The 16704-nt window shown below is 42.6% G+C and carries 20 protein-coding genes; 12 read left to right on the top strand and 8 right to left on the bottom strand.

The window, feature by feature from the left end; genetic code table 11:
- Positions 1-263: 263 nt before the first annotated feature.
- Positions 264-722 carry a globin domain-containing protein gene (locus tag H6H03_RS30050; RefSeq protein WP_190958705.1) on the top strand — a complete coding sequence of 153 codons (459 nt, stop codon included), beginning with the start codon at positions 264-266 and terminating at the stop codon, positions 720-722.
- 233 nt (positions 723-955) lie between these two features.
- Here H6H03_RS30050 and H6H03_RS30045 read toward each other — a convergent pair whose 3' ends face one another.
- The 5 genes from H6H03_RS30045 to H6H03_RS40645 all read right to left on the bottom strand — a co-directional run bounded on the left by H6H03_RS30045 (position 956) and on the right by H6H03_RS40645 (position 2352).
- A complete protein-coding gene (locus H6H03_RS30045; protein ID WP_190958704.1) occupies positions 956-1207 on the bottom strand; it encodes a type II toxin-antitoxin system HicA family toxin in 252 nt (83 codons plus the stop codon).
- Positions 1200-1439: a type II toxin-antitoxin system HicB family antitoxin gene (locus H6H03_RS30040; protein WP_190958703.1), complete on the bottom strand. Its 240-nt coding sequence runs from the start codon at positions 1437-1439 to the stop codon at positions 1200-1202. The genes H6H03_RS30045 and H6H03_RS30040 overlap by 8 nt, the downstream gene beginning before the upstream one ends.
- A 41-nt stretch (positions 1440-1480) precedes the next feature.
- The gene (locus H6H03_RS40655) at positions 1481-1633 is read right to left on the bottom strand and encodes an NACHT C-terminal helical domain 2-containing protein (RefSeq protein ID WP_242058046.1); all 153 of its coding nucleotides are present in this window, start codon (positions 1631-1633) and stop codon (positions 1481-1483) included.
- A gap of 22 nt (positions 1634-1655) precedes the next feature.
- A complete protein-coding gene (locus H6H03_RS40650) occupies positions 1656-1877 on the bottom strand; it encodes a hypothetical protein (RefSeq protein WP_242058047.1) in 222 nt (73 codons plus the stop codon).
- Positions 1878-1950: 73 nt separating this feature from the next.
- Positions 1951-2352, bottom strand: a complete 402-nt coding sequence (locus H6H03_RS40645) for a hypothetical protein (RefSeq protein WP_242058048.1) — start codon at positions 2350-2352, stop codon at positions 1951-1953.
- A 67-nt stretch (positions 2353-2419) separates the two neighbouring features.
- Here H6H03_RS40645 and H6H03_RS30030 point away from each other — a divergent pair, with 67 nt between their 5' ends.
- The gene (locus H6H03_RS30030; RefSeq protein WP_190958702.1) at positions 2420-3178 is read left to right on the top strand and encodes a thioesterase II family protein; all 759 of its coding nucleotides are present in this window, start codon (positions 2420-2422) and stop codon (positions 3176-3178) included.
- Between the two features lie 55 nt (positions 3179-3233).
- Here H6H03_RS30030 and H6H03_RS30025 read toward each other — a convergent pair whose 3' ends face one another.
- Entirely contained in the window at positions 3234-3638 is a 405-nt protein-coding gene (locus H6H03_RS30025; RefSeq protein WP_096540154.1) for an ExbD/TolR family protein, read from the bottom strand.
- A complete protein-coding gene (locus tag H6H03_RS30020) occupies positions 3622-4278 on the bottom strand; it encodes a MotA/TolQ/ExbB proton channel family protein (protein ID WP_190958701.1) in 657 nt (218 codons plus the stop codon). The genes H6H03_RS30025 and H6H03_RS30020 overlap by 17 nt, the downstream gene beginning before the upstream one ends.
- Before the next feature lie 511 nt (positions 4279-4789).
- Between H6H03_RS30020 and H6H03_RS30015 the strand changes: the two genes are divergently transcribed.
- The 5 genes from H6H03_RS30015 to H6H03_RS30000 all read left to right on the top strand — a co-directional run bounded on the left by H6H03_RS30015 (position 4790) and on the right by H6H03_RS30000 (position 11250).
- On the top strand, positions 4790-6262 hold the full coding sequence (locus H6H03_RS30015; protein ID WP_190958700.1) for an energy transducer TonB: 1473 nt from the start codon (positions 4790-4792) through the stop codon (positions 6260-6262).
- Positions 6263-6572: 310 nt separating this feature from the next.
- Positions 6573-7067 (top strand): Hsp20/alpha crystallin family protein, encoded by a 495-nt coding sequence (locus H6H03_RS30010; RefSeq protein ID WP_190958699.1) that lies wholly within the window; start codon positions 6573-6575, stop codon positions 7065-7067.
- A gap of 175 nt (positions 7068-7242) precedes the next feature.
- On the top strand, positions 7243-9120 hold the full coding sequence (dnaK, locus tag H6H03_RS30005; protein ID WP_190958698.1) for a molecular chaperone DnaK: 1878 nt from the start codon (positions 7243-7245) through the stop codon (positions 9118-9120).
- Between the two features lie 839 nt (positions 9121-9959).
- Entirely contained in the window at positions 9960-10205 is a 246-nt protein-coding gene (locus H6H03_RS40640) for a hypothetical protein (RefSeq protein WP_242058049.1), read from the top strand.
- A gap of 10 nt (positions 10206-10215) precedes the next feature.
- Entirely contained in the window at positions 10216-11250 is a 1035-nt protein-coding gene (locus H6H03_RS30000; protein ID WP_190958697.1) for a hypothetical protein, read from the top strand.
- A gap of 83 nt (positions 11251-11333) precedes the next feature.
- On the opposite strand, the gene ilvA is transcribed toward H6H03_RS30000, so the two are convergent.
- Positions 11334-12845, bottom strand: a complete 1512-nt coding sequence (gene ilvA / locus H6H03_RS29995; RefSeq protein WP_190958696.1) for a threonine ammonia-lyase, biosynthetic — start codon at positions 12843-12845, stop codon at positions 11334-11336.
- Positions 12846-12913: 68 nt separating this feature from the next.
- Between ilvA and H6H03_RS29990 the strand changes: the two genes are divergently transcribed.
- From H6H03_RS29990 to H6H03_RS29970, 5 genes are all read left to right on the top strand, one after another.
- Positions 12914-13240, top strand: a complete 327-nt coding sequence (locus tag H6H03_RS29990; RefSeq protein ID WP_199339132.1) for a hypothetical protein — start codon at positions 12914-12916, stop codon at positions 13238-13240.
- 134 nt (positions 13241-13374) lie between these two features.
- A complete protein-coding gene (locus tag H6H03_RS29985) occupies positions 13375-13686 on the top strand; it encodes an RNA recognition motif domain-containing protein (RefSeq protein WP_190958695.1) in 312 nt (103 codons plus the stop codon).
- Between the two features lie 114 nt (positions 13687-13800).
- On the top strand, positions 13801-13986 hold the full coding sequence (gene rpsU, locus H6H03_RS29980; RefSeq protein ID WP_190958694.1) for a 30S ribosomal protein S21: 186 nt from the start codon (positions 13801-13803) through the stop codon (positions 13984-13986).
- Between the two features lie 102 nt (positions 13987-14088).
- Positions 14089-15066, top strand: coding sequence for an aldo/keto reductase (locus H6H03_RS29975; RefSeq protein ID WP_190958693.1), 978 nt, complete (start codon positions 14089-14091; stop codon positions 15064-15066).
- 627 nt (positions 15067-15693) lie between these two features.
- On the top strand, positions 15694-16623 hold the full coding sequence (locus H6H03_RS29970) for a carbohydrate ABC transporter permease (RefSeq protein ID WP_190958692.1): 930 nt from the start codon (positions 15694-15696) through the stop codon (positions 16621-16623).
- Positions 16624-16704 lie beyond the last annotated feature (81 nt).

The raw sequence follows: 16704 nt of genomic DNA, 5'->3' as shown, positions 1-16704 counted from the left end.
GCCACTGCTTCCTTAAAAAAACGAGCGCAATTAGATAACAGAATTGAATTCTCCCGTGTCACTGTTTTCTCCACTTGAGACTCCAGAAACTTTTCTGCACCACTAAGATGACTGAGTTGTATATTGGTGCGTTAGGCTAAAGCCCTAACTCTTTCTCCTGGCTGACTTTTTTGACTCCTGCTATATATGAGCTAGCTCATAGTAACTGCTAGAAATAAACAATAAATTGTAATTAATCAATATTCTAAGTGGTTGAAAAAACTATGATTAGCCAACAAACAATAGATATCGTTAAATCTACAGCGCCTGTCTTGAAAAAAAATGGTCAGCAAATCACAACTCGGATGTATGAAATTATGTTTCAAAACCATCCAGAAATCAGAGAACAATTTGATATGTCTGCTCAAGCAGATGGCTCTCAGCCTGCGAGATTAGCTACAGCAGTTTATAGCTATGCTAACCAAATTGATAATTTGCCTGCTTTAAAATTAATGGTAGAAAAGATTGCCCATCGTCACGTGCAGACTCATGTTACAGCAGAACAATATCCTATTGTCGGAGAAAGTTTATTGCAAGCGATGAAAGATGTTTTGGGGGAAGCAGCTACAGAAGAAGTCATGGCAGCTTGGACTGAAGCTTATCAGGCATTATCTCAAGTTTTTATTAACAGAGAACAGGACATATATGTAGAAGAGGAAAAACAACAGATTGTTTATTCCTAACTAAAAATCTTTCTGTCAGAACGACACTAACTTTTGTCTTTATGACAGCTTGTGCATTCAGAACAAAAACCTAAGTGTGATAGCGACAACTTGAATTTTTGGCGTTGCTGAATAATGGGATGATTTAGGCTGACGCGGGGACACGGGGATTATATCTTGATGCAAATTCTCAAATCATCCCGCAATTATGGAACGCCTAATTTTTAAAATAAAAGTTTTTGATGTGGTGCTGACTAGAGATTTTCCAGAAACTCTTCAACAGAGACTCCAGCTTGACTCAAAATACTCTTTAACGTTCCAACAGCTATAGTTTTACGATGCAATGGTACAACACAACCTACTTCAATCGTTTTTTGTCCTTCACCTTCCTGCACAAGTTGTCTTTTCAAAATTACATGGCTGCCACGTTGTCGTACCTGAACAAAACCTAACCGTTCAAGAACGATAATAACTTCAGAAGCTCGAACTCTTGGTAGCTTAAGCACTGGTTACCTCAAATGTAGTTAGCAACCGACGAGGTGCTGTCTCAGAAAGCGGGAACTCTTCTAAATACAGTTCTGTTGCTTCCTGCAAATTAGCAATAGCTTCTTCTATCGTCTCTCCTTGACTGGCGGTTCCCACCTCTGGACATTCAGCTACGTAAACATCCTCTTCCCAGTGCAGAATTGCTGTAAAGGTGCGAGTTTTTGTATCCTTAGCCTGTTGTAATGAACTCATGGAGTTTTGATCTAGCTATCTTTTCATTTCTCTATTGTTGCTTAACCATTTGGAACCAACAACATCCGCGCCTCAATTGCTTCCCAGGTTTGGGGCGATACTCGCACCGCTGCTTGTTTGCACTGGATAATCAGGTGATTGGCGTAGAGATAATCGCCGAGTGCTTCTGCTTCTTCCTCAGATAAACTGACCATTTGTGAGGTGAGATTGAAACCATTAAGTAAGGTTTGTTGGAGATATTGACCAATTGGCCTTGGTGTTGGTGTAATTGATTGCGTAGGCCATCGCATTGGTCATGACGTAGAAGTTAGCGTTAGCGTAGCCGATAGCGTTGGCATCAGCAATACTATAAGCATTGCTGATAGTTTTGCCGATAATTTTGCCCATAGTCATGGTAATGGCGTTGGCGTTGGCGATCGCAACCGCACGTTTACCCACATGTTTAAAATTGCCTGGCGATCCAGCTGTTACCTGTTCTGCCCAGTTTAATAAAGCTTGTAACTTAGGAGTATTAATATATTTTTGCTACCATCAGATATTGCTTATCGTTAGTAACTTTTATTCCTTCTTGTTTGCACTCATTTTGACATTGAAACCTTCGGACTTTAGCTTGTCTATAGAAATTTTCTAAATTCTCGATAGATTCAAAACTCTCAATAGTATCATTATCTAAAAACTGCACTGCTGTATAGAGCGATTCCAGCTTGACAGGTTCACGCATTCCCAATACTTTAAGAATACCATGCCGTTCTTCGTAGTTCTTTTCGTATTGATTTGACGCAGCAAAAATTAACTTCTTGGTTTTTTCATCCAGAGTTTTGCCCAATACTCCTAAAGCCTGACCACCACTTTGGAAAACCATAGCAGCCACACCACTAACGACTGATATCGCCCAAGGTTCCATTCCTGTCATAAGATTATCAGTGAATTATATTTAATAATTAAATGCAGAGTTGTGTTATCTAACTCTAAGCTCTATTATGACAACTACACCAACATTAAATTCTTTGATTAACTGTCCCCAGCCAAATCCTCAAGCAAATCTGCGTTTATTCTGCTTCCCTTATGCTGGTGGTAGCTCCATGATTTTTCGCACGTGGTCTAATAGCCTACCTCGCAATGTCGAAGTCTGTGCTGTGGAATATCCCGGACGAGGAAGACAGATCAAGTCAGCACCGATCGCAAAATTGCAACCTCTTGTAAAGGCGATCGCTTCATCTGCTCTACCATATTTAGACAAACCATTCGCCTTCTTCGGTCACAGTATGGGCGGATTAGTTAGCTTCGAGTTAACCCGTCTACTGCGCCTAGAATATAATCTAAAACCGTTTCACCTTTTCATCTCTGCCCGCCGCGCCCCACAAATCCCGCCCACAAAACCACCCATCCACGGCTTACCAGAGGCAGAATTACTCGAAGAACTACGCACTCTCAACGGTACACCCAAAGCAGTACTAGAAAATCCAGAACTAATGCAAATCTTCCTCCCGTTTTTACGGGCGGATTTTGCAGTTCTGGAAACTTACAATTACACTCCACAACAGCCACTAGACTGTCCCATTACTATATTTGGTGGTTGGCAAGACAAAGAAGTTAGCCATGAAGCTCTGCAAGCATGGCGAGAACAGACCACCGCTACTTGCTCTCTACAAATGTTTGACGGCGACCACTTTTTTATACACCCTTATCAAAATTCATTACTTAAACTTATATCTCAAGAATTGGGAGTTAGGAATTAGGAATTTGGAGTTATTATTCTCCCTCTGCCCCCCATCTCCCCATCTCCCTCATCCCCTATCGTCTTTGAGTGGCGATCGCTAATTTTGCCCCCGGAACCTCACGTACCCGATCCATCACAGCCACTACTTTACCGTGACCAACTTTTTCATCAGCATTAATAATCACTAACATTTCTGAGTTAGAACCAATTAGACTCCGCACTTGCTGTGTCAAATCATCAACTGCAATTGGTTTGCGGTTCAGACTTACTACTCCTTGTTCGTCTACCGTGATGGTAATTTTGGAGGGAACTTGCTGTTGTTTTGCCGTGGCTGCCTTTGGTAAATTGACAGGCAAACCTTCTGAACGCGTTAAAAACAAAGTTGACATGATAAAAAATGTCAAAATTGCAAAAATCACGTCAATCATCGGCACAATATTAATCTGTGCTGGAATATCTGGTTCATCTTGTAGCCGCATAGGTCTTCTCTCCTCCTCTTTCATAACGACGGCGGTAAAGTAATTCTAGCTGCCCGCCATACTCTTGAATTAGCGCGATTTGCCGTTGGTACAATCCGCGGAAGGTATTGGCAAACAACAGTATGAAGATAGCAACAATCAATCCTGATGCTGTAGATACCAATGCTTCACTAATCCCAGAGGTAACACCTGCCGTTTTGCTACCTCCCACATCGCCAAGATTTAAGGAGGCAAAAGAGGTTATCAACCCTAACACTGTACCCAGAAGACCCAACAGTGGCGCTAAACTAATGATTGTCTCGAAAAAGTTTTGGAAGCGTTTGAGTACTGGGATTTCGGCTTGCGCTTCGCTTTCTAATGCCAAACGAAATTCCTCTGGGTTTGGTTCCTCTAATTCCAAAGCTGCAAGAAAAATCCGCGCCAGTGGCAAATCTGCATTTTGCCGGAGTTTATCTATTGCACCGACAACATTATCGAGGCGATAGAGATTCAAAACATCCCGCACCACGCGGTTTTGACGCTTGTTAATCTTTAGCCAAAACGTAATACGCTCAATGATCAAGGCCACACCCAACACCGAAAACCCCAGCAGCGGCCACATGACCACACCGCCTGCTGCAAACAAATTCTGAATTCCCATGTTCTCTAAACGTCATCAACAATACACAGTAAGACTAGCAGAATCTAGAGAAAAGCTGAAACTTTTTCTCAATAAAATTTAAAATAAAATGATAATTTTTTCAAATCAAATTTTCGTGAGATGGATATCAGTACTATTAAAAAATTAATTACATAAAAATAAATGATCGTGAAAGCTACAGTCATTATTTATTAAGGTTTTTATTAAAAATTACCTTTTGACACGTGTAATATTTTTTGCTTATTTGCTAATATCATACCTCACCTAAAGTCAGATTTTTCCGGCAAAGCCGCCTAAAGTTTTGTAGATATTTTGCTCACTTTGTATAAGTTAATTTGATTGAAAGAAAAATTTAATTTATTTAGAAACTGTGATATTGGGAGTTTTTCAAGATGTTGTTACTAATGTCGGGATTACGTAACAGTAGTCAAAATAATTTTAATTTTTTACTTGATATTTGTAACCTTGCATTTTAAGATGACTAAATTAGTGAGAATAGGTAGCAATAGCTATGACCTTTTCCGGCATTAATGTCGAGCAACGCTCCAAAGAAGTTCAGGCTCTCAAGTCTTTTCTGGCTTACAGTCTGATAGGCTCACTGGCGCTCCATATCGGTGTATTGTCCTCAGGTATAGGTAATTCTTTGACAAGAATGCCTGAAGGGAATGATGAATCAATAGAGGTGGCGATCGTTGATTCCCCGATTGTGGAACCAGAAAAACCATTTGAACAAATTACAGAAGAACCCAAAAAAGAACCAGAGATTGTACAAAAACAGCCTATAGAAACTCCACCAGTAGAAAAAATTCAGCAGCAATTTGAACAAATTACAGCAGTCCCTCAGAAACCACAGCCGACAAATACTCGGCCAATTGCACCACAAGTTCCTCTGAAATCTGCACCCATCGCCAGAACAGCTCCATCTCAAGATTCTCAAGCAAGTTCATCTGGTGGCGGTGGAGGTGGCGGCGGTGGCGGCTCTGGTGTTGGTTTAGGTTCCGGTAGCGGTATTGCTGTAGGAACAACCAGCGGAACTGGCCCTGGCGGAGGAACTGGCACTGGTACTGGCGGTGGAATTGGTAGCGGTACTGGTACTGGTACTGGTAGCGGGATTGGCAGTGGCATTGGTAGCGGAATTGGTAGCGGTACTGGCAATGGAATTGGTAGCGGTACTGGCAATGGAATTGGTAGCGGTACTGGCAGTGGCATTGGCAATCAACCAGCAAACCCTCCGGTAGCAACAGCGCCAACAGCTCCAACACCTCCAAAAATTAACACTTCAGGTACTAGCAATGGCCGTGCAGCTTGCCGCAAATGTGATTTTAAATATCCAGAGTCATTTAAACGGCGAGGAATCGAAGGGCGCACAGGTTTAGCTTTCGATACTGACGATCGAGGTAATGTTGTTAATGTGCGGATTGCCAAATCTAGTGGAAACCGCGAATTGGATGAAGAACACTTGAGACAAGCGCGTGAGTGGAAATTCAACCCAGCACAAGGTGGTAGACGAGGGGTACGAGTCAACTCTGCGGCTTTTAAAGAAGATTCACGGCAATATCGTCAATACCAACAAGAAAGAAAAAGAGAAACAGAAGAGAAAACCCAGCAAGCCACAGCATCCAACTCAAATACCACAGAGGGGACTTCAAGACGTAGGCGGCGAGAATTTACACCGTCAACTAATGAAGCTACAGCCACAAGAGCAGCAGAATCTGGATTTAATCGGCGGCTGCGTCGTCAGACAGGGGAAACTACTAGCGCAAGCTCATCATCTCAAAGAAGAACAACTAGTTCTCAAGGAACTGCCAGAGAAACTCTACGGCGTATCCGTAGCGAACGAACAACTACTAATTCATCACAAAAGCCACAAGCTAGCACAAATCGACGGCGGCGCAGACAAAACACAAGCCAGAATAAGTTGCGAGACTCTTTGCGCCGTTTACGCCAACCTCAATCCCAACCTGCTGCACCAAGTCAGCAGTAGAGCTACAAAACTGGCTGGGATATGTTGATTGTTGATGGTTGACTGTTTGAAGGTTAACAGTCAACCATCAACAGTTATCCAGGGATTGTTTGTAAACCCATAAAAGGTACGGTTATTGCGATCGCTCATGACTATAAAACCGAACCTGCTAACTTGAATGTCGATATAGTGTGATAAGTAGGAAGCTTGAGATTGAGCTTAGTGAAATTTGAAGATTGCTTGACAAAGGTTTTATATCAGGTGTTTGCAAGCTAGAAAGCTTGAGATTGAGCCTCCTAAGACTAGATAGTTAATCTTAGAGGTGATATTTATGGCACTCATTCGTTGGAATCCATTCCGAGAAATGGAACGCTTAGAACCATTCCGGGACAGCGAACGTTGGGAACCATTCAGAGAAATCGACACTTTACAGCAGCAAATGAATCGTTTGTTTGACAGATTAATACCAACTGATGGTGGTGAAAGAACAGGGTTTACCTTTATTCCTGCCGCAGAAATGGAAGAAACTGATGATGTAATCCAATTGAGGCTAGAAGTACCTGGTTTGGAAGCGAAAGATATAAACGTAGAAGCCACTCCCGAATCAATTTCGATTAGCGGTGAACGCAAGACTGAAACCAGAACTGAAGAAAACGGTGTCACTCGCTCTGAATTCCGTTATGGCAAATTCCATCGAGTAATTCCGTTACCTTCCCAAGTTCAAAACGACAAAGTACAAGCTGAATACAAAAATGGTGTTCTCCACTTAACTTTACCGAAAGCCGAATCAGAAAAAGGCAGAGCCGTCAAAGTTAATATTGGTTGATTTTAGGGACTGGGGAATCGGGAGATGGGGAAGTGTGGGGAGTGTGGGAAGAGAGGGGGGAAAGATTTTTTCCCTATCCTCCCACACCTCCCACCCCTCCCACACTTCCTGCTTGCCCCATGCCCAGTTCCCAGTCTCCAGTCCCCAGTCCTCAGGTGCTAAAGAGGAAGGTTATATGGCTAAAGTAGTTGGAATTGATTTAGGCACTACAAACTCTTGTGTTGCCGTGATGGAAGGTGGGCAACCGATAGTAATTGCCAACGCTGAGGGACAACGCATCACTCCTTCAGTTGTAGCTTATACCAAAACGGGCGATCGCTTGGTAGGTCAAATTGCTAGACGCCAAGCAGTGATGAACCCAGAAAATACCTTTTATTCTGTAAAACGCTTTATTGGGCGCAAATTTGATGAAGTTACCCATGAAGCTACAGAAGTTTCTTACAAAATTTTGCGCGACGGCAATGGTAATGTCAAACTTGACTGTCCCGCAGCTAAAAAACAATTTGCTCCCGAAGAAATTTCTGCCCAAGTCCTGCGGAAGTTAGTTGATGATGCCAGCAAATATTTGGGAGAAAAAGTTACGCAAGCAGTAATTACGGTTCCTGCTTACTTCAATGACTCCCAACGGCAAGCTACCAAAGATGCTGGTAAAATTGCAGGTTTAGAAGTTCTCCGGATTATAAACGAACCCACAGCAGCAGCCCTGGCTTACGGTCTAGATAAAAAGCACAATGAAACCATTTTGGTGTTTGACCTTGGTGGTGGTACATTCGATGTTTCCATCTTGGAAGTAGGTGATGGCGTATTTGAAGTTAAATCCACTAGTGGTGATACCCACTTAGGCGGTGACGACTTTGATAAAAAGATTGTGGATTGGTTGGCTGGAGAATTTCAACGCAATGAAGGCATCGACTTGCGTAAGGATAAGCAAGCTTTACAAAGATTGACGGAGGCAGCAGAGAAAGCAAAAATCGAACTTTCAAGTGCTACTCAAACCAATATCAATCTCCCATTCATCACTGCTACTCAAGAAGGGCCCAAACACTTAGATATGACCTTGACGCGGGCTAAATTTGAAGAGATGACTTCGGATCTTCTAGACCGCTGTCGCAAGCCGGTAAAACAAGCACTTGAAGACGCTAAACTCAGCAACGCTGATATTGATGAAGTTGTACTAGTCGGTGGTTCGACTCGCATTCCCGCAGTTCAAGATTTGGTGCAGCGGATGACGGGCAAAGAACCAAACCAAGGCGTTAACCCTGATGAAGTTGTAGCTGTTGGTGCTGCTATTCAAGCAGGTGTCCTGGCAGGTGAAGTTAAAGATATCCTATTGCTGGATGTTACGCCTTTGTCTTTAGGTGTGGAAACCCTTGGTGGTGTAATGACCAAGATTATTACCCGCAATACTACCATCCCTGTGAAAAAATCGGAAATCTTCTCGACGGCAGCAGATGGTCAAACAAATGTAGAAATCCACGTCCTCCAAGGTGAACGGGAATTATCTACAGATAACAAGAGTTTGGGTACATTCAGCCTAGATGGCATTCCACCAGCACCCAGAGGTGTACCACAAATCGAAGTTACCTTCGATATTGATGCCAACGGTATTCTTTCAGTCACAGCTAGAGACAGGGCTACAGGCAAACAGCAATCGATTTCCATTACAGGTGCTTCCACCCTCGATAAGCGGGATGTGGAACGTATGGTCAACGATGCAGAGATCCATGCTCAAGAAGACCGGAAACGTCGCGAACAAATTGATACAAAGAATCTAGCAGATTCTCTAATATATCAATCCGAAAAACAGCTGCAAGACTTGGGTGATAAAGTGAGTGCAGCGGATCGCTCCCGCATTGAAGCGCTAATAAACGATTTACGGCAGGCTATTAACCAAGATAATAGCGATCGCATTAAATCTTTATCTAGCGAGTTACAGCAAGCCTTAATGCAAATGGGTAGCGCTGTCTACGCCCAAGCAGCCAGCAACACAAGTAGCGAACAACCCCAAGGCACTGATGATGTGATTGATGCCGATTTTGTCGAGAACAAGTAATGTTCACAAAACTCAATCAAAAACAAAAGCAACTGCTACTAGCGATGGAAGTCTAGCCAAGGAATTTGACTATTAAATATTCAGGAATTTTAGACTTTTGATAATGCTTTGATCGATGATAATCACCGCCTTCTAAAAATTAGGAGGCGGTTGTTCCTTATACAAGGATAGCTGTGGCGATCGACATCCCTCTACCAGAAGGAAGAAAGGTTATAAATAGTATGAACAATTAAATACACTGGCAATAACTCGATTGTCAATCTATGTAACTTTCCCTGATGAGGGGCAGGAAAATCTCCTCTGTCTATATCTTTATAAATAAAATTCAGGGGTTGAAGCGCGAATACTTTGGTAAGATTTCTACAGTTTGTTCAAGCAGCTCCTTTGAGGTCTTTAAGACACTGTTGTGCAAAACTAGTCTTATTCAACCAAACAAGTCCGTGCTTGCCTTTTGTTTGCGGGATTATCTGATGATGTAGTGCTTGATTTACAACACTGGCATGATTCAGACGGATTATACTTTAGTTGAAGGCTACACACTCTGCATCGCAAGTGCATCACGTCAGGCAAAATCAGCTAGTTATAGACAGTAGGAATTGTTTTTCAAATCAAGCACTATATAAATGGTGATAGTGTTTGCTCATCACCAAGTATATGCTTAGGGGATAGTCTAGACTAACTCTGAATTGGTTGCTAAGCAATATTCACACCTTGTCCTTAGCGTCAAATTCACTGATTTGAATAAAACTTCTACATAAACACACACTGATGCAGTTTGATTTGCTTGAATAGCTATATTGATAGGACATTGATAGGAAGGAAATTCAAGATTCCTAATTATGGCAAGTAAATTCATTGATGTTAGGGAATATACTGTTAGAGCGCACAAAAGACAGATTCACACTCGTGTTTTCCAATTTGTCTGTAAAGAGTGTAACGATCTGACAAAACGTGAGACTTATGGCCCCCGACCTTTATATTGTGAGAGATGTCGCCCTCCCCAAGCGCCGAAGAAATCCCAACCAGCATCTCGCAAGGCTAAACCCAGGCCAATGTCTTACACAAGTGACACCGATTTAAATTGATTGAACAATTATGAATTCAAAAGCGCAATTAGAGCCACCTCCAGGCAATTTCCTCTCGCCACTGTTGGAATTGCGAGACTATTATGCTCGCCTCACAGAAGAGTATGAACGTCTATTTGTACAGGCGCGATCGCAACTCGATCATGTAGAAGCGTTGTTATCTACCTGGTCTTTTTCTGATACTAACAAGCAGATATCAAGACTTAAAGCAGCTGATGAAACCTCCAATTCTTCGGCAGAAGCCTCTCTGCGGTTTTTGTCAGCCCATGATGACATCTCCCAAATCAACTTGGTCGAGTCTATAGAGTCAGAACTTACAGATTCAGACGACATTGAAATAGATAATTCCGCTGCTGATACAAAAACAAATCCGCTTCCAACCACATCGCCAGATATACAGACACCTTTAGAGAACAACGATAACTCAAGCAAGGTGCCAGAAATTCCCATGCTATCCCAGTATCAATCTCTGTCTCGAATGGAAGCCATAAAACAGCTATTGCAAGAGCAGGCAGGTACTGTGTGTCATATTGATTTCATCGTGCGATCGCTGTATGGGGAATTAGATTCTAATGTGTTTAAAGTAGTTAAAGGTAGAGTTCAATCTTCCCTCACCCAAGGCAGAGAAAGGAATTACTGGGTAATTATTCCCGAAGAACCCGGTTGTTATACTCTGGACTTAAGTTTAGTTGCCCCAAAAAATGGCAATGGTGCTTCTAAAAGTATCAAAAGCAAAAAGAAGAAACCTTTCATACCTCCGAATCCCAAAACAGTACCAATGCTCAAAGCCTATGAAGGTCAATTCTTAATTGATGCCCTCACTTCTCTGTTTGAACAAAATCCAGGTAAGGTTTTCACCGTCGCTGAAGTAATCGCCGGAATTTACGGAGAACTAACATCTGGGGAACTTCGAGAGATCAAAAATAAGGTGCTCAATGAATTATCTAGAGGCTATCGGACAGGCAGATTCTCTAAGGTTCCCGACCAAATCGGCTTGTATACCTGGGACTCCAATATGATATCTAAAAGTAGTTATCAGAATTAGGGATTGGGCATTGGGAAGAGGCAGAGGGGCAGAGGAGAAAGAACAAGACACATTGAACTTTCCCCTGCTCCCCTGCTCCCCACTCACCCCAAAAACAGCTTGTATGCCGGATTCTTGTTTTCATCCCAATAGCGATAGCCAAGGGTATCCAAAAATGCTTGCCAATCTTGCATTTCGTGGGGAGGAACCTGGATACCGACAACGATTCGGCCGTAGTCTGCGCCGTTGTTGCGGTAGTGAAAAAGACTGATATTCCAGTCGGGACTCATGGAACCGACAAACTTCATCAATGCACCAGGACGTTCGGGAAACTCAAAACGGTAGAGTAATTCATTGTGAGCAAGGGGAGAGTGTCCACCCACCATGTGCCGCAGATGTAATTTAGTGAGTTCGTCGTCTGTTAAATCCAGGGTTTCAAATCCTTGAGCTTCAAAGGTTTCTACCATCTTTGAAGCATCAGCACGGTTTTGAATTTGCACGCCGACAAAAATATGGGCTGTTTTGGCATCGGCAATGCGATAATTAAACTCGGTAAGATTGCGTTTGCCAATAAGTTCACAAAATTGACGCAGACTACCCCGCTCCTCAGGAATCGTAACTGCAAAGATAGCTTCGCGGCGTTCGCCAAACTCTGCCCGTTCTGCCACAAAGCGCAGGCGATCGAAGTTCATATTTGCACCGCAAGCTACAGCAATTAAGGTTTGCCCCTCGATTTTTTCTCGTTCTGCGTAGGCTTTGGCAGCTGCGATCGCCAATGCACCTGCTGGCTCTAAAATCGATCGCGTATCCTCAAACACGTCTTTAATCGCCGCACAAGTATCATCCGTATCCACTAAAATAATTTCATCTACATACTGCTGACACAAACGGAAGGTTTCTTCACCTACTTCCCGCACTGCTACCCCATCAGCAAATAACCCCACTTGAGACAAACGCACCCGATGTCCGGCTTTTAAAGATTGAGACATGGCATCAGCATCCACAGGTTCAACGCCAATGACTTTAATTTCCGGACGCAAGCGTTTCACATAAGCTCCAATCCCAGAAATTAATCCGCCTCCACCAATGGCTACAAAAATCGCATGGATGGGCTGCTGACATTGCCGTAAAATTTCCATCCCGATTGTTCCCTGTCCAGCAATAACATGGGGATCGTCAAAGGGATGAATAAAAGTTAATCCTTTTTCGGCTTCTAATTGACGAGCATAAGCATAAGCATCGTCGTAGGTATTTCCATGTAATACAACTACTCCGCCTCTACTTCTAACCGCATCTACCTTAACTTGGGGCGTTGTTATTGGCATGACGATAATTGCTCTCGTTCCCAGACGGTTAGCTGCCAAGGCCACCCCCTGAGCATGGTTCCCCGCCGACGCAGCGATTACACCCTGTGCCAATATATCTGACGGCAGTTGCACCATTTTGTTATAAGCACCCCGCAGTTTAAAGGAAAATACTGACTGCATATCCTCACGTTTCAACAGAAGTTGATTATTCAGCCGCGCAGACAGATTTGGGGCATACTCTAGTGGTGTTTCCTGAGCAACATCATACACACGGGCAGTCAGGATTTGGATGAGGTAGTCACAATACATGGGCGTCAAGGGGTTAGCAAATACCAGATGGAGATTAATTTTACGCTACAGATGTACCTGTGAGGGTAATGGGGATTGGCGATTGGGGACTGGGGGTGGGAGGGGTGGGAGGTGTGGGAGGTGTGGGAGGTGTGGGAGGTGTGGGAGGTGTGGGAGGTGTGGGAGGTGTGGGAGGTGTGGGAGGTGTGGGAGGTGTGGGAGGTGTGGAAGGTGTGGGAGGTGTGGGAGGTGTGGGAGGTGTGGGAGGTGTGGGAGGTGTGGGAGGTGTGGGAGGTGTGGGAAGCATAAATTCTCTTTTTCCCCATCTGCCCACACTCCCTTCTCTCCCCTCTCTTCCCACACTTCCCCATCTCCCGATTCCCCAGTCCCTAGTCCCCACTTCCTGTGTTGCCTAAGAATATTCAGCCTTGAATTTATGTTAAAGTGTCAAAGGAAGATTGAATTCGGCTGCGTAGTTTGTTTTTATATGTTGTATTACAGACATCTCCGGATATAAATCTCTACACTCCTATGCTTCTGGAGACATTTTATGTCAATTTATGTCGGTAATCTATCTTATGAGGTCAGAGAAGATGACCTCAGGCAAGTCTTTGCGGAATATGGAACTGTAAAAGAGGTTCAATTGCCTATCGACCGAGAAACAGGTCGAGTAAGAGGTTTTGGTTTTGTACAAATGGAATCAGACGCCGAAGAAGCAGCAGCAATTGAAGCCCTCGATAACGCTGAGTGGATGGGTCGGAGCTTAAAAGTTAATAAAGCTAGACCTAAGACAGATGGCGGTTCTTCTGGTGGTAGACGAGGAAACAATAGTGGTGGTGGTGGATACTCTCGACGCTATTAAGGTCTCGAACTAAGGATTTAACTCTCAGGTATTGAGGGCAGACAAGGTGTCTGCTTTTTTTTGCGTTCCCCTTGACCAAGCGCACTAATTGAGCAAAGTTAGTAGGAATATGCTATGACCCAAATAATCGTAGGCGAAAATGAAGGGATCGAATCAGCGTTACGTAGATTTAAGCGAGAAGTGTCTAAGGCAGGAATTTTTCCAGATATCAAAAAGCACCGCCACTTTGAAACGCCCCTGCAAAAGCGCAAACGCAAAGCGATCGCTAAGCATAAACAGCGTAGAAGTTTCCACAATTGATTATAAGTCAGTGCGATCGCTTTCTTAATACGTTGGGATCTGTTTTAGCTGAGTTTCAATGAATTGCCTGATAATTATTAAGGCAATCTACAGACAGCAAAAATGCAGAGCCAAAAACTCTTTCTCCCAAACATGGGCTGCGGGACTTGGGCCTGGGGCAACCAATTGCTTTGGGGATATGACGAAAGCATGGATGACCAGTTGCAAGCCGTCTTTAACCTTTGTGTCAGCAACGGTGTGACTTTATTTGATACGGGTGATTCTTACGGAACTGGCAGATTGAATGGTCGAAGTGAGCTACTATTGGGACGATTCAACCGAGAATATCTAGGTTCCAATCAAGAAAACATTTGTATTGCGACTAAACTTGCTGCTTACCCGTGGAGATGGACGCGCCAGTCAATGGTCAAGGCTTGCCAGTCATCTGCTCAACGCCTGGGAAGAAATGTTGATTTAGTACAAATGCATTGGTCTACAGCGAACTATGCTCCTTGGCAAGAGGGGCAGTTGTTGGATGGTCTGGCCGATGTTTATCAGCAAGGGTTGGTTAAGGGAGTAGGACTATCCAATTACGGCCCGAAACGGCTCAAACAAGTGCAAAAAAAGTTTGCCCAGCGAGGCGTTCCCATTAGTACTTTGCAAGTTCAATATTCTCTCTTGTCTACATATCCTGTGACTCAACTCCACCTGAAAGATGTTTGTGATGAGTTGGGAATCAAATTGATTGCTTACAGTCCTCTGGCTTTGGGGCTGTTGACAGGAAAATACTCTGTTGGAGGTTCTTTGCCTAAGGGTATCCGAGGTTTGCTGTTTAGGCAGATTTTATCAGGAGTGCGATCGCTTTTAGCATGTTTGCAAGAAGTGGCACAGTCTAGAAACAAAACCATGTCACAGGTAGCAATTAACTGGTGCATCTGTAAAGGAACCATTCCCATCCCTGGAGCAAAGAATGTAGAACAAGCCAGGGAAAATATTGGTGCGTTGGGTTGGCAATTAGATGCAGGTGAAATTGCAGAGTTAGATAAAGCAGCAGCGAGTTCAGACAAAAAAATGGTGCAAAATATTTTTCAGACTAAATGAAGTCTTTGGCTATTAATAGTCAATTTTTTTAACGAACCGCAAAGGACGCAAAGGACGCAAAGAGAAGAAAGAAATCCTTAACTGAACCGTATTGGTTTATATATGCAATCATTAGCAATAATAAAACAGCCTTTGTGAATTATATATAGCTGATTTAAAAATAAAATATCAGTCATATCTACGCAATTTTAAATGCCTATCACCTAAATTTCAGATATTTTTCAAAAAGACATAACTCCTGTATTAATGTCTGAAATTGTGAGCAGAAAAACTTGATTTTTTAGGTTAATTAAGAAAGAATGAATATTGAGTCTAACATCTTGTAGACACTCTTGGTGACAACTTAACCTTATCCAATGTCCACAGTCCGCGAAAGCGGACTTTTTGTATGTAACCTAAAGTTTAAGTAAGAATTGATGAGCTATTCTTGCTTACTTATTTATGTGGTTGGAGTATTATTAATAGATACTTGATATGTACTATATCAATGATTGGCGATGTCTAGGGCTAGCTTTGGTGGCACAATCAAACGTATGACCTTAAAATATTGAAGTTGAAATCGACTTACATCTCCAAATACTGGCTCTGACTAATTCTCACCAAGTAGAAATAACTATTAAATCTCTGATGAATCAATTGACACTTAAAAATTGGATGTTAATCAAACAGCGGCTAACTCCTTATTTGTTTTTACTCCCTGCTTTGATTATTTTAGGGTTAACCGTCTTTTGGCCTGCACTGCAAGCTTTTTACCTCAGCTTTACCAGCTATGAAGATATTGCCCAACCGCCACAATGGATAGGTCTTAACAACTTTCTCAAGCTTTTGAAAGATCCAGTTTTCTGGAAAACGCTAGAAAACACTTTTTTATATCTTGTGGGTGTAGTACCAATTTTGGTAATTGCTCCCTTGGGGCTAGCAATTTTGGTAAATCAAAAACTGCGGGGGATGAATTGGTTTAGAAGTGCATACTACACACCAGTAGTAATTTCGATGGTAGTTGCGGGGATAGCTTGGAAATGGTTATATGCAGAAAATGGATTACTCAACCAGTTGTTTAAAGCTTTGGGTCTGATTTCAGAAGGTATTCCTTGGCTAACTAGCTCAGCTAAACTTTTTGGCATTGTACCAATTTCTCTTGCCAGCGTTATGGCAGTTACTGTGTGGAAAGGACTAGGTTACTACATGGTAATTTATTTAGCTGGATTACAATCAATTCCTGGTGATGTGTACGAAGCCGCAGCAATTGATGGCTCTGATGGTATTAAGAAACATTGGGATATTACCATACCTTTGATGAAGCCGTATCTGGCTCTAGTAGCTGTAATTTCAGCTATTTCTGCCACCAAAGTCTTTGAAGAAGTATACATTATGACCCAAGGGGGGCCACTCAATAGCTCGAAAACAATTGTTTATTATCTGTACGAACAAGCATTCAATAATTTGGAAATTAGTTATGCTTGCACAATTGGGCTAGTATTATTTTTGATAATTTTAGGGCTATCAATTTTGCGATTAACAGTTAGTCAGCAAGGTAGTGATAATATCACAATCTAATACGGGCTGGCGATAATTAAACTAAGTAAGTCGGTGTGAAAAAATCAAACTATGTTAATAAAGGTTAATTTAGCTCAAATC

The sequence above is a fragment of the Nostoc paludosum FACHB-159 genome (genome assembly GCF_014698835.1).
In the GTDB taxonomy this organism is placed as follows: domain Bacteria; phylum Cyanobacteriota; class Cyanobacteriia; order Cyanobacteriales; family Nostocaceae; genus Nostoc; species Nostoc paludosum.
The sequence above is the reverse complement of the archived record's forward strand: the minus strand, read 5'-3'. Positions and strand labels throughout refer to the sequence as shown.